This window comes from Bacillus sp. S/N-304-OC-R1, from assembly GCF_019749375.1.
Classification (GTDB): Bacteria; Bacillota; Bacilli; order Bacillales; family Cytobacillaceae; genus Cytobacillus.
Map to the genome: position 1 here is coordinate 1 of NZ_JACWFE010000022.1, position 14,185 is coordinate 14,185.

The 14,185-nt window shown below is 36.0% G+C and carries 12 protein-coding genes and 1 pseudogene; 2 read left to right on the forward strand and 11 right to left on the reverse strand.

Annotated features, from left to right (window positions below; genetic code table 11):
- Nucleotides 1-64 precede the first annotated feature (64 nt).
- The 7 genes from H0173_RS16760 to H0173_RS16790 all read right to left on the reverse strand — a co-directional run bounded on the left by H0173_RS16760 (nucleotide 65) and on the right by H0173_RS16790 (nucleotide 6,297).
- Nucleotides 65-805 (reverse strand): glycerophosphodiester phosphodiesterase, encoded by a 741-nt coding sequence (locus H0173_RS16760; protein WP_221847663.1) that lies wholly within the window; start codon nucleotides 803-805, stop codon nucleotides 65-67.
- A gap of 167 nt (nucleotides 806-972) precedes the next feature.
- Nucleotides 973-2,334, reverse strand: coding sequence for an ABC transporter substrate-binding protein (locus tag H0173_RS16765; protein ID WP_221847664.1), 1,362 nt, complete (start codon nucleotides 2,332-2,334; stop codon nucleotides 973-975).
- Nucleotides 2,335-2,434: 100 nt separating this feature from the next.
- Nucleotides 2,435-3,241, reverse strand: a complete 807-nt coding sequence (locus H0173_RS16770; protein WP_221847665.1) for a carbohydrate ABC transporter permease — start codon at nucleotides 3,239-3,241, stop codon at nucleotides 2,435-2,437.
- Nucleotides 3,238-4,167, reverse strand: coding sequence for a carbohydrate ABC transporter permease (locus H0173_RS16775; RefSeq protein WP_221847666.1), 930 nt, complete (start codon nucleotides 4,165-4,167; stop codon nucleotides 3,238-3,240). The genes H0173_RS16770 and H0173_RS16775 overlap by 4 nt, the downstream gene beginning before the upstream one ends.
- Entirely contained in the window at nucleotides 4,164-5,291 is a 1,128-nt protein-coding gene (locus tag H0173_RS16780; protein ID WP_221847796.1) for an ABC transporter ATP-binding protein, read from the reverse strand. Before H0173_RS16780 ends, H0173_RS16775 begins: the two co-directional genes overlap by 4 nt.
- Nucleotides 5,292-5,383: 92 nt before the next feature.
- Entirely contained in the window at nucleotides 5,384-6,127 is a 744-nt protein-coding gene (locus tag H0173_RS16785) for an MgtC/SapB family protein (protein ID WP_313770665.1), read from the reverse strand.
- Nucleotides 6,124-6,297: a hypothetical protein gene (locus tag H0173_RS16790; RefSeq protein ID WP_221847667.1), complete on the reverse strand. Its 174-nt coding sequence runs from the start codon at nucleotides 6,295-6,297 to the stop codon at nucleotides 6,124-6,126. Before H0173_RS16790 ends, H0173_RS16785 begins: the two co-directional genes overlap by 4 nt.
- A gap of 229 nt (nucleotides 6,298-6,526) precedes the next feature.
- On the opposite strand from H0173_RS16790, the pseudogene H0173_RS16795 reads away from it, so the two are divergent.
- Nucleotides 6,527-6,676 (forward strand): annotated as a pseudogene (locus H0173_RS16795) (glycerophosphodiester phosphodiesterase); the annotation flags it as partial.
- Nucleotides 6,677-6,694: 18 nt separating this feature from the next.
- Here the strand turns inward: H0173_RS16795 and H0173_RS16800 are convergent.
- From H0173_RS16800 to H0173_RS16815, 4 genes are all read right to left on the reverse strand, one after another.
- Nucleotides 6,695-8,353, reverse strand: coding sequence for a glycerol-3-phosphate dehydrogenase/oxidase (locus H0173_RS16800; protein WP_221847668.1), 1,659 nt, complete (start codon nucleotides 8,351-8,353; stop codon nucleotides 6,695-6,697).
- A gap of 229 nt (nucleotides 8,354-8,582) precedes the next feature.
- Nucleotides 8,583-10,073 carry a glycerol kinase GlpK gene (gene glpK, locus H0173_RS16805; RefSeq protein WP_221847669.1) on the reverse strand — a complete coding sequence of 497 codons (1,491 nt, stop codon included), beginning with the start codon at nucleotides 10,071-10,073 and terminating at the stop codon, nucleotides 8,583-8,585.
- A gap of 76 nt (nucleotides 10,074-10,149) precedes the next feature.
- Complete coding sequence (locus H0173_RS16810; protein ID WP_221847670.1) at nucleotides 10,150-10,695, reverse strand: glycerol-3-phosphate responsive antiterminator; 546 nt, start codon at nucleotides 10,693-10,695, stop codon at nucleotides 10,150-10,152.
- Between the two features lie 221 nt (nucleotides 10,696-10,916).
- Nucleotides 10,917-11,297: a VOC family protein gene (locus tag H0173_RS16815; RefSeq protein ID WP_221847671.1), complete on the reverse strand. Its 381-nt coding sequence runs from the start codon at nucleotides 11,295-11,297 to the stop codon at nucleotides 10,917-10,919.
- A gap of 288 nt (nucleotides 11,298-11,585) precedes the next feature.
- On the opposite strand from H0173_RS16815, the gene mprF reads away from it, so the two are divergent.
- Nucleotides 11,586-14,120, forward strand: a complete 2,535-nt coding sequence (gene mprF, locus H0173_RS16820) for a bifunctional lysylphosphatidylglycerol flippase/synthetase MprF (protein ID WP_221847672.1) — start codon at nucleotides 11,586-11,588, stop codon at nucleotides 14,118-14,120.
- Nucleotides 14,121-14,185 lie beyond the last annotated feature (65 nt).

A 14,185-nucleotide genomic window follows, 5' to 3' on the forward strand; every position in this document is an offset into this window, starting at 1 on the left:
TTTAAGTGTCTACTCTATAGGGTACATTTTAAACAAAGGACAGCCCCTTCTTACCAATTAAAAACTACTTCTTAACCATACTATCTCTAAGCTTCAATGCTTTTTCAGGATAATCTGTCATGATTGTATCAATTTTTAAATCAATTAACTGGTTCATTTGAATTTCTTCATTCACAGTAAAAACCCTAACTGGAAAGCCCATTTTAGTACTTTCCTTACTCATATCTGTAAATGAAACAGGAACGTATACATGGAGTCCAGACGCCCCTAGACTTTTCGCGTAATTCCACGGCTCATACAATAACTCCATAAATAAAATGGCTGTTTCAATACTTGGATTTAACTGATGAACCTTTTTTACACAATAGTGATTAAAGGAAGAAATAATTGTTTTATTATTGTAGTTATATGCATCAATTATCGTTAATACTTTTTCTTCTATTCCTATATAAGGGATAACATCATTTTTAATTTCAACATTTAAGACAATTTCTGTATCTTTTAATAAATCGAGCACTTCATTTAATGTTGGGATTTTTTCACCTGTAAAATCTTTTGAAAACCAAGAACCTGCATCAAGTTTTTGTAATTCTGCTAAAGTAAAATCCTGTACTTTCCCGTTTCCATTCGTCGTACGGTCTACAGTTTCATCATGTATAACGACTACCTCACCATCTTTTGTAAGGTGGACATCCAGCTCAATCCCGTCCACACCAAGACGAACTGCCTCTTTAAATGCAGATAATGTATTTTCAGGATGAGTCCCCTTACTGCCTCTATGTGCAAAAATTAGCGTGTTATTCATGTTATCACCCCAAAAGATATGTCTAGTAAGAAGATGAACATCTTCTCACACAGCTATTTTTAGCTCATTAAACAATCCTAAAAATAAAAGGGGCAACCCTTTAAGTAATACTTATCTTTTGGGTGCCCCTATTATTTACCCTGCTATATTCTATAAGATTTGTTTCATTATTTCTTCTTTGTTTTATTCGCTATTTCAATTGCTCTATCTGTACCTTCAGCAGCTTGGTTTAACACTTCTTGAGGATCTGCACCTTGATACAGATTCTCTAGAGCCGTAACAATTTGTTGACGTGATTCAGGGAATACAGAAATTAATGCTCCTTGAGTAGCAAAAGATGGCTTTGTATCTTGAAGCTGATTAACTGTTACTTTAAATTGAGGGTATTTTTCCCACTCAGTTTTTACAATATCTTGATCATAAGCAGCTGGGTTGATAGCGAAGTACCCTGTACCAACATGCCATTTCGCTTGTACTTCTGGAGTTTGTAAATATTTCATAAACTCCCAAGCTGCATTTTGCTTTTCTTCATCGATTCCTTTTGACATCCATAATGATGCACCACCGATTGCAACACCTTGTCTTTCAACTTCATCTGGATATGGGATATAAGCTACGCCTACTTCAAATGGAGAATTATTAACAGCGTTAGCTACTCCAGCAGATGAATCCATATACATTGCTACTTTTTGTGTTTGGAATGCTGCACGGATATCATCCCAGTTAGTTCCAAAGTTGCCGAATGTACCTGCTTTATTCATATCATCTAAGAATTTAAATACTCTTAAACCTTCTTCACCGTTAAAGACTGACTTTGTTGCATCACCTGAACGGCCATTGTCTTCATTTACATATAAACCACCTTGAGTGGCAACCAATTGCTCAAAGAACCAGCCATAAGTTAACATGGAGAATCCACTGCGCTCTTCCTTTTTAGTTAACTTTGCAGCAGCGTCCTTAATTTCGTTAAATGTTTGCGGCGGATTTTCTGGATCTAAACCTACTTCTTTAAAAGCATCTTTATTATAAAGAAGAACTGGAGTAGAAGAGTTAAACGGCATAGAATATAGTTTGTTATCAACCGTATAATAATTTAAGATATTTTTTTCTAATTGGTTAATATCATAATTATCTTTGTCAATAAATGTTTGAATTGGCTCAATATATCCACTATCAATCATATACTTTGTTCCAACTTCGAATACTTGTGTAATGGCTGGAGCATCTTTTGTTCCGCCGACACTGCGAAGCTTTGTTAAAGATTCTTCATAACTGCCTTGGAATTCTGCTTTAACAACATATTTATCTTGAGAGTTATTGAAATCCTCAACAATGCTATCAAGCGCTGCTTGTCCAGCCCCGGACATTGCATGCCAGAAGTTAATCTCTACCTTACCTGATTTTTCTCCCGAAGATGATGATGATGATCCTTCTGATGATGTAGACTTTTCATTATTAGAACATGCAGTCATGACTACTAAGCTAATCATTAGCATTAGTGTGACCAAATATTTCGTATATTTCTTCATTTGATTAAAACTCCTTTATTATTTTGTCCTGTAGTTTACAGGCAGAACCTATCCCTAGTCCTTTAACAGTTTTAGTGCTTAGATTAGCATTGAAATACCATTACTTTATTGCTCCTTGTGTTAGGCCTTTTTGCAGCTGCTTTTGGCCTAGGAATAATAGCAATAAGGTAGGAATAATTACGATGATAACCCCTGCCATGACCACCCCCCATTCAGTTGCAACTTCTTGGGACTGAAGCTGCTTTAATCCTATTTGAACAGTTCTAACTTGGTCATTATTCGTTACTAACAGCGGCCATAAGTACATATTCCAAGTTGTTAAAAAGCCATACGCACCTAAAGTAACGAGACTCGTTTTAGAAACTGGCAAAATAATTCTCCAAAAGAATGAAAATCTGCTTAAGCCGGCAACCTGTGAAGCCTCATGGAGTTCTTTTGGAATAGTTTTAAAATGCTGACGAAGTAAAAACGTGCCAAATGCTAATGCAAAGAATGGAACGGTTAGACCTTGATATGTATTTGTCCAATCTAATTTCAGAATCGTAAAGAAGTTTGGAATCATCGTTGCTTCCCACGGAATCATCATAGTAGAAATAAACAAGAAGAATATAAAGTCTCTTCCCTTAAACGGAATAAATACAAAAGCGTATGCGGCCATACTACAAACAATTAACTGACCGATCATAACTCCCGTTGAGACAATGAAACTATTAATTAAATATTTCATTAACGGTAAGCGATCAAATACTTTTAAATAGTTTTCAAAGCTAAATGATCTCGGTAATAACTTACCTTGAAGGATTTCTCCCCCTGTCATAAAGCTGATCATAAAGGCATAAATTACAGGGAAAAATAGAAGGAACGCTGAAAAAATTAATAGCAAATACAAAGTGATTTTTTTCATCATTGGTAATGCACCTTCTTTTCTCCTAGCTTAAATTGCAAAATAGTCACAATGAGAATACAAATAAATAGTACAACTGCCTGTGCGCTCGCTGTACCAAACTGATAATTAACGAAAGCCTCACGATAAATCGAGTACACAATTAGATTAGTTGCCTGTGATGGGCCACCTTTTGTTAAAATATCAATCTGTCCAAACGTTTGAAATGAGTTAATTAACGAAATTGTAATAATAAAAAATAATGTTGGTGACAGCATAGGAATCGTGATTCTTCTTAGTTGATACCAATAACTTGCTCCATCAATCTTTGCACTTTCATATAGATACTCATCAATATTCTGGAGCCCTCCCAATAGGATTAGGAACGTAAAGCCAGTATTGAGCCAAATTGTTGAAATAGAAACCGAAACTAACGCCCATTCGGGGTCTAAAAGCCATTGCACCTGTGGGAGATGTATTAAACTCAATATTCTATTAAATACACCGACACTAGGATGGAATAAGAAAAGCCAAACAACTGACGAAGCTGCTACCGAAATACCCATCGTAGAAGAATAAATTGTCCTGAAAAAACCTATTCCTTTCAACTTTTCATTGGCTAGCAGTGCTAAAAATAATGCTAAAATGATTCCTGTTGGAACCGTATAGATAACAAATAAAACAGTTGCTTTAAAGCTCTGTCTAAAGCTTGCCGACTCGAGTAAATATTTATAATTCTCCACTCCAACGAATAGGGCTGCACTTCCCTGTTGATCTGTCAGGAAAAAACTTAGATAGATAGTGCGAAACATTGGGTAGAAAACAAAAACAGAAAATAATAATATAGAAGGAAATAGGTAAAGCATCGCAGTCCTAAAATTTAAAGATCTCTTCCATAAACTCAAATTTTGCTTAGTGCTGACGACATGACTATTTAATTCTGCCTTCATCGTAACACCTCTTTGTCAAAAACATGGTTTTCAATGTTAGACGGGCTTTTAATAATCTCCTTTGTTTCACTATCAAATAAACAAATAGAATCGTAGTCAAATTTAATAGGAATAACATCGCCAATTTGAATATTCCATTGGCCATTCCATTTGGCTAACCAATCATTATTGCCAATTTTGAAGGATAAAATGGTTTCATTCCCTAAAACTTCGACGTTAACGACTTTAACTTTATGTACTCCCGTTTCCCCATTGTTAGGGGCTTTTAAGTGCTCAGGGCGTATACCAACAATTACACTTTTAGTTTTGATTAAACCCTTATCCTTAACTGGAATAACTATTTTCTCACTACCTCCAATTAAAATTTCAGACTTAGTTTGATCAAAAACTCCGTCTGCAATGTTCATTGGAGGTGAACCAATGAAAGTAGCTACAAACGGGTTAGCAGGATTATTATAGATGTCAATTGGTTTTCCAATTTGCTGTATATCCCCCCCATGAAGGATCATAATTCTATCTCCCATTGTCATAGCCTCTACTTGATCATGGGTTACATAAATCATAGTAATTCCAAGACGTCTTTGAATTTGTCTAATCTCTGAACGCATATGAGCCCTTAGCTTTGCATCAAGATTGGATAGTGGTTCATCCATTAAGCAGATTGGCGCCTGATTTACAATTGCTCTTGCTAGAGCTACACGCTGACGTTGTCCACCAGAAAGTTCCCTTGGCTTTCTTTGAAGATAATCCGTTAATCCCAACATACTCGCAACATCTTCACAACGTCTTTTTCGTTCGACTTTACTAACTTTTTTAACATGCAAACCGAATACGATATTTTCTTCAACTGTTAAATGTGGGTAAAGAGCATAATTTTGAAACACCATAGAAATGTCACGTTTGCTTGGCGGTAATAAATTTGCCTCTTGTTCACCAATTTTTAGAGTTCCTCCCGTGATATCTTCTAAGCCTGCAATCATTCTTAGCATTGTACTTTTTCCACATCCGGAAGGACCTACTAAAACGAAAAATTCTCCAGGTTCGATTGTGACATTAATATTTTTTATGACATCATTCTTTTTGTCATAGGATTTTGAGACGTTTATAAGCTCCACTTTCTTCACTTTCATCATCCTTTCTTCTTTTACATCGTGACCTATCTATAAAACGCTTTCAATAACATTTATGCTAATTTTTTGTAAAAATTATGATAAGACTATTCACTTTTCATAGATGGAATATTAATATCATCTACTTGTACACGAATAACCCCTTCTAGCTTATTTAATTTCCCTAAAATTAAAATAATTCTTTCTTTAGAGGAAACCCTTGTCCGAATATCTAAGGCAATTTGCCCTTCCTCTAGAAAGTAATATTCATCAGACATGGTTATTCCTTTAATTTCAGCATTCTCATATTTTAATAGCCTATTTATGGACCCTAATATTTTTGCATCCTCTTTAACCGTCAGACTAAAGGTTACATATTTTTTAGGGTAAAGAAATTTTGATTCTAGGCCTCTTAACACGTAAACATTTAACAAAATAATACCCGTTGTCACAAAAGCAGGGGTGTAATAACCGCTTCCAATACAAAGACCAATTGCAGCTACTACCCACAGAGTTGCAGCGGTAGTAATTCCTGAAATGATTTGGTTATGGTGTTTAATAATAGCACCTGCCCCAAGGAATCCAATTCCACTTATCACACCATGTGCAAGTCTTGCTGGGTCAAATCTCGCATTCACATGATCAATCGTTTCTGCGAAACCATAGATCGATAGAATCATAATTAATGCTGATCCTACAGACACTAACAGATGGGTCTTAAATCCAGCCTGTTTATTTCTTAAATCCCTCTCCCATCCTATAATTCCGCCTAGTAAAGCAGCAAATAGGAGGCGCTCAATAATGGCAGCAGTTGAAATTGTAATAGCTATTGTATAGCCCCCCTTTTCTATTGTCTAGCTCCAGCGCCTACCCCCTCGAGGTCATAAGCCATTCTGTCGAGAAGGTAAAGTGCAACCTTCCCGCCAGACTGTCTTATACTTGTCGGGGGTGATCGAGGCGCTTCTGCTTTTCTTAAAAGTACAAGAGGCGCACAAATATGCTTAGCAAAAAACCTAAGCAAAATATGTGAGCCTCCGATTCTCCATCACGAATATTAACTTATTAATTATATTACCTATACAAATAAGGGAATGTCAAACTATTTTTCTATTATTAACTAACTTATAAAATTATTTACAAATAAGAAAAATTATTTACAAATAAACGATAAAATTATTTATTAGATAGACTAGAATTTTTCTTTATCCTCCCATTAAAAGGAGGAAAAGTAATTTGATACGGATTATGCCTTTGAAACAGCTATAAACTTAGGTGCCGATTATATTGAAATAGATTTACAAATGACAAAGGATCTTGTTCTTATCGCCTTGCATGATTCAACAGTGGATAGGACAACAAACAGTCATGGAAAGGTTAGCTCCTTAACTTATAAAGAATGATATTGTTCAAAAAATAAATCACTTATCTGCAGGTGTACATGCGAATAGCAACTCACGATATAGTTCTTCTAAGTGATTTTCTTTTTCTTTCTCACTCCATGAGAAATAATCAGCCATGAATTCTAAAACCTCATATTTATATTTACGAACTAATTCAATATCAAAAAGCAAATACCCAGTGCGTCTGTACCAAAAATCTAATGGGGTCGCTGCCATTTCCTCTTCTAAAGCATATAAAAGCTTTGCAAACAAAGGCAATGGCAGTCCATATTTCTCTGCACTATCTTTATTCATATCGATTAAATTAAAAACACGATTTATATTAGAACCGAAAAAGGAGCTTAAATCTGTTGTTTCCTCTTCTGACAAGCCTAGGTTTATTCCGGTCTTTATTTGATTCTTAATAAATTGAGGAAATCCCTTTGATCCTCCAACACGGCCACCGGATATTGGGTATTTTTTTGTTCGACAAGTTGGGAATGTCTTATTTTTCTCCCCTTCAATCTTTTTAACGATCAAATCGACGACCATTTCAGACATTTTTCTGTAACCAGTTAACTTTCCTCCAGCAATAGTAATTAATCCAGTCTCTGATTCCCATATTTCATCTTTTCTTGAGATTTCTGATGGCTTTTTTCCTTCTTCAAGAATTAGAGGGCGTATCCCTGCCCAGCTGGATTCTATATCATCTGTTATTAACTTTACGTCAGGGAACATATAATTTACGGCATCGATTATATATTCTCTATCTGCATTTGTTGCTCTTGGTGAAACTAGATCATTATTAAAGAAAGTATCTGTTGTTCCTACATATACCTTTTTACTTCTAGGAATAGCAAAGATCATTCTTCCATCTGGTGTATCAAAATAAATAGCCTGTTTTAAAGGGAATCTCTGTTGGTCAATGACCAGATGGACTCCTTTAGTTAGCTGCAGGGTTTTCCCCTTTTTTGAGCCATCTTTCTCACGAATGGTGTCAACCCAAGGACCTGTTGCATTAATAACCTTTTCAGCAAAAATATCATACGTTTCCCCAGATAGCTGGTCGTGTACTGTAGCCCCTATTACTTTTCCATTCTTATATAGTAATTCTTTCACTTTAGTGTAATTCACCATAACAGCATTTTTTTCAAACGCAGCTTTTGTAACCTCAATGGTAAGGCGGGCATCATCCGTTCTGTATTCAACGTAAAACCCTCCCCCTTTAAGCCCTTCCTTCTTAATTAAAGGCTCCTTATTCAATGTTTCTTGAATGCCTAACATTTTTCTTCGCTCTGATTTCTTTACTCCCGCTAGATAATCATAAACCCTTAACCCAATGGAGGTGCTGAATTTCCCAAAGTTTCCGCCTGCATGTAAAGGCAATAGCATCCATTCTGGAGTGGTCACATGTGGGCCATTTTCATATACGACCTCTCGTTCTTTCCCAACCTCAGCGACCATTTTCACTTCAAATTGCTTTAAATATCTAAGCCCTCCGTGGACTAATTTTGTTGATCGGCTAGATGTTCCAGCACCAAAATCTTGCATTTCTACAAGAGCTGTTTTCATCCCTCTCGTTACAGCATCCAGAGCAATACCAGCTCCAGTTATTCCTCCCCCAATGACTAAAACCTCAAATTCATTCGTCATTAAGCTTTGCTTCATCTGATTTCTATTCTTCTGTGAAAACTCCATTTGCAAGCGCCCCTTTTCTAAATAAAAAAAGAGACCACAAAATTACACTATCGAACGACGATAATGAATATTGTGGTCTCTCCATTTCTCCTACCAATTATTAACTTATTTTTAGATTATCATAGTTTTTGCCTTTTTTCTAACCTAAAAGTAATTCAAATATTTCTGAAAAAAATCCCTTTTAGAAAATTCCATTACTTAATCATATACTTCAGTATATATATTTATGTTACTGAAATGCAATTGTAGCTTGAACAGCCTTTTTCCAGCCGCTAAGTAATTTTTCTCGCTCCATCTCATCCATGGCAGGTTCGAATTTCCGATCGATGGCCCACTGTTTTGTTATTTCATCTTGGTCCTTCCAAAAACCTATTGATAAGCCAGCCAAGTAAGCAGCCCCTAATGCAGTTGTTTCATTTATTTTCGGTCTTTCCACAGGGACATTTAGGATGTCTCCTTGGAATGCCATAAGAAAATCATTTTTGACAGCCCCACCATCTACTCTTAATGTTTTCAGCTTCACATTGGAATCAGCTTCCATTGAGCTTAGAACATCTCTAGTCTGGTAAGCTAAGGACTCTAATGTACCACGAATGAAGTGTTCCTTTGTTGTCCCTCTCGTTAAACCAAAGACGGCTCCCCTTACATTACTTTCCCAATACGGAGTGCCTAATCCTACAAATGCCGGAACGATGTAAACTCCTTCTGTAGAATTAACTCTTTTAGCATATAGCTCGCTATCTTTGGCATCTTTTATCATGCGAAGGCCATCACGCAGCCATTGTATAGCTGATCCTGCGACAAAGATACTTCCTTCAAGGGCATATTCTACTTTTCCATTCATTCCCCATGCGATTGTTGTCAATAAACCATGCTCAGATTTTACAGCCGTTTCACCCGTATTCATTAACATAAAACAGCCTGTTCCGTAAGTATTTTTCGCCATACCTTTCGTAAAGCATGCTTGACCAAACAAAGCTGCTTGCTGATCACCAGCTGCCCCAGCAATAGGAACTTCCTCACCAAAGAAATGGAAACTCGCGGTTTTTGCGTAAATCTCGGAAGAAGGACGTACCTCAGGGAGCATCTTTTTAGGAATATCTAATATTTCTAATAGTTCGTCATCCCATTTTAAATCATAGATATTATACATAAGTGTCCTTGAAGCGTTTGAAAAGTCGGTAACATGGGCTCTTCCGCCTGATAATTTCCATATTAACCATGTATCTATAGTTCCAAATAATAATTTCCCATCCTGAGCTTTTTCCCTTGCTCCATCTACATGATCTAAGATCCACTTTAATTTTGTCCCCGAAAAATAAGCATCAACTATTAAACCCGTTTTGTTTCTAAAAAGATCTTCATACCCTAACTGTTTTAGCTCATCACAGATTTCAGCCGTTTGTCGGGACTGCCAGACAATGGCATGATAAACAGGCAATCCAGTCTCTTTATCCCATACAACCGTTGTCTCCCTTTGATTCGTTATTCCAATGCCAGCAATTTCATTTGGTTTTATTTCTGTTTTAGTAAAAATCTCTGCGATAACAGAAAGAATGGATGTCCAAATTTCATTTGCATCATGCTCTACCCAACCAGGCTTAGGAAATATCTGATTAAATTCCTTTTGGGCAGAAGTAACGATTTCCCCTTGATGATTAAAAATAATAGCTCGAGAACTAGTTGTTCCTTGGTCAAGTGCTAGTATGTATTTCCCCATCTCCAATTTTCCCCAATCTTAATCTACTATATTAGAAGATTACCTATTCAAAACAATAATTGTCAATATTGGGAATTTAAATGAATACCTTCCATAAGTCTGTCTTTGAAGTTGTTATAGCAGTGGCTCCTGCATCAAGCGCGTTTTGAACCTCATCAATAGTTCGTATTAATCCACCTGCAAATATCGGGGTATTCAACTCTTCCTTTACCTCTTTTATCATCCAAGGCATAGAGCCTGGCAAAACTTCTATAAAATCGGGTTTAGTCTTTTTCACTAAATTATAACTATTCTCTAAAGCATGGGAATCTATTAAAAAAATCCTTTGAATGGCAATTACACCCTTTTGCTTTGCCTTTAAAATTACACTTTTCTTCGTAGAAATAAGCCCATAGGGAGAAAACTCCTGACAAATATACTCAGTGGCATAATCATCATTCTTAATCCCATGAATAAGATCCATATGATATATAATTTTTTTATTAAAAGACTTTGCCATTTTACTCACATTTTTCAATTGTGCAATATGTAGATCTAAAAATACTCCAACCTCATATGAACTGTTTAAAAACAATTCAAATTCCTTCATATTTGATGACACAGGCAAGATTTTTTGATTCATTAATCCATCATCTCCACACCTAGAGTATGGTTCAATCATAATGTAAACGCAATTACTTTTACTATAAAATAATCAATTTTTCCCAAATAGGAATTTATTTTCAATCTACTAATCTCCTAATCTAACTATACAAAATAAATACGAAGAGCGATGCCTTTATCAAAACGGCATCGCTTTTTTTAACTGTTTCTAAAGGCAATTTTTTTATGCAGAAAAGGTCCTTAATTTTTTTCCATGACAGCAAAGTAATTTTTCTCATCATCTGCGAAGTTAAACACTCTGCCTGATGGCATAGTAATAATTTCGCCTACTGTGACATTATTGTCGGTTAGATTTTTATACAGTTGATCGAGATTTTCTGTAAAAAACATTAGTGATGGAGTTCCGAGATTCAACTCCGGCTGCATCTTGGCAATTAAATCCTTATTGTGAAGAACAATGCTCGTTTGCGCCCCGTTTGATGGTGCAAGTTCAATCCATCTCATTCCTTGGCCATTATCCTGGTCAGAAAGAACGATAAACCCAGCTTTTTCTGTCCAAAATTTCACTGACTCCTCTTGGTTATTAACATAAAGCATAATTTGGCCGACTTGAGTAATCATCAGGCATCTCCCTTTCAGAAATTGATTTTAGAGATTTAATAATATGGTGACTTAAGACCATAGCTAGGATAGTATTCTTGTCCCTATTGTATAATATTCTGAATCGGCAAGCGAATTGAAGTATGGAATGCGCTATTTCTTGTTATGATGTCATGAGAAAATTAAATAGTCTTTTACGCTGGGACAATGGACCTGTCCCTTCGTCCCGTTTGATAATCTATTCAAAGATTGGGTAAGATTATCATTATTGAGGTTGTGGAAGTGCGGTTATTAGAAAGGATATTGTGTATGCATCAGTTTAAGGGGAAGGTTATTCAGTATTTAAAAATTCTTTTTCCTCTCATTTTGTTAGTTCTTGCGACAATTGAGATAAGGAAGTTTGTGCTGGATCTTGATATACAATTGCTTCGTCATGAGGTTAGTCAAATCCAGCTTTCGAAATTAGTTGGTGTATTATTGATTACGATTGGAATGATTTTTCCTATGTTTTTCTACGATTTGGTAATCGTGAAATTACTAGGAATTCAAATTCCGAAAAAGAAGTTTATAAAGCAGGCTCTTATCGTTAATTCCTTTTCAAATTTAATTGGTTTTGGCGGTCTTGTCGGGATGATGCTTAGAACCTATTTCTACCAAACCGATGAGATGAGTAAGGGAAGATTATTAAAAATCGTTGCATCTGTTTCTTTGTTTTTCCTTACAGGCATCTCTTTTCTTTCATGGATTGTTCTAGCTGGTCACAAAGATATTCCTCTCTTAATGAATATAAGATGGCTCTATCTAGCGGTTATAGGAGTTGGGCTGTATCTTCCTGTTTTAATGATGATTATTTTTATCAAAAACAAAAAGGATTCTGATTCATTTATAACCTTTCGGACAAGATTTCTGTTAATTTTCGTATCTGTCCTTGAATGGGCAGCTGCTTTTTTAGCTATTTGGCTTTTAGCCTCTGTCATGAATATTTCTATTCCGATTAATAAATTTTTCCCTATTTTTGTTGTAGCTGCATGTGCTGGAATTGTCAGTATGATCCCGGGAGGCATCGGATCTTTTGACCTTGTTTTCATTTGGGGGACACAATATGTAGGGATTCAGGATGAGAAGGTTGTTGTACTGCTTCTACTTTATCGAATTGGCTACTTCTTTATTCCGTTCATTGCCGGAGCATTTCTTTTCTTAAAAGATTATTGGGACAAATGGAATCGCGCATGGGGGAATTTGCCTAATGGGCTTATACAGCGAATCAGTCACTGGCTTTTAACTATTTTGGTGTTTGTTTCAGGGCTCATTTTACTTCTTTCAGCTGCTTTGCCAGGGATCATTGAAAGAATCAAGATTGCCGAAGATTTTATATCACTACCGATTATTAGTTTGTCTCATCAGCTTTCTGTTGCAACAGGATTTGTTCTTTTAGGGCTATCAAGAGGGATTCAATATAAAGTAAAACGTGCGTATCATTTGACGATTGTTGCTTTGTCAATGGCTGCATTATTTTCTCTATCTAAAGGATTTGATTATGAGGAAGCAATTTTCCTGCTAATTGTAGCTATACTTCTTCGCATATCCAAGGCACGATTTTATCGGGAAAGCTATGTTTTAACTTGGGGAAAAATGATTTTTGATGTTTTCATTATTGTATTGATTACAGCCATGTACTTGTTAATTGGATATTTGAACCTGCCAGCCTCAAAATTTAGTATTCCAGCAAGATTTGTGCCCTACATGATTACCGATTATCAGGATCTCTTTTATAGTGCCATCATTGGGCTCACGATCGCTTTCTTCATTCTCTTCATTGGCCATTTCGCAGGGAGAGCGAAGAAGTGGAAAATGGAATCTTCAAAGGATCAGGAAGAGCAAATTCTTGAGCATATTAACAAGTACGAGGGAAATGTTTTAACGCATTTAATCCTTCTTCATGATAAATATATCTTTTGGAATGAAAAAAGAAATGTCCTTTTCTCCTTTCAAATTTATGCAGATAAGCTTGTTGTACTAGGTGATCTCGTAGGGGACAATTCTGAATTTCCGCATGCCATTGAGGAATTTTTGACTGTATCTGATTTATTTGGCTATGCACCTGTCTTTTACGAGGTTAGCAAGGATATGCTGCCGACCCTTCATGAAAATGGTTTTGATTTTTTTAAGCTTGGTGAGGAAGCATTTGTTGATTTAGATCAATTCTCATTTACCGGTAAAAAAATGAAAGGGGCACGTGCAGTTAAGAATAAGTTTGAACGGGAAAATTACACCTTCACCATTCTCGAACCGCCATTTCATACCGAATTACTTCAGGAGCTTAAGGAGGTTTCGGATGAATGGCTTGCTGGAAGAACAGAAAAGGGATTTTCACTTGGCTTTTTTAATGAACATTATCTTAACAAATCGGACATGGCTATAATGAAAGACCCTGATGGGAAAATCCTTGGTTTCGCAAGCTTAATGCCTGTTTATGATCATAACCAAACCATTTCAGTTGATTTAATGCGTTTTAAACCAGATGCACCATCCGGAACAATGGATTTTATTTTCTTATCGCTATTTCAATGGGCACAAGAAGAAGGGTATAAGCACTTTAATTTAGGAATGGCTCCACTATCCAATGTTGGGCTTTCCAGGTTTTCCTTCTTTACTGAGAAAATTGCTGCACAAATCTTTTTACACGGACAATTTTTCTATCATTTTCAGGGTCTAAGGAACTTTAAAGAAAAATACGCCGTTTCATGGGTCCCGAAGTACTTGGCATTTAGAAAAAAGTCATCTCTTCCCATTACAATGGCACAGGTAACATTATTAATTAGCAAAACTAAAGCTCCTATGTAATCCGTCATAAAATATGGCTGCTGCCAAAAATAAGCAGCCATATTTTTTATTGTCACTAGAAATTG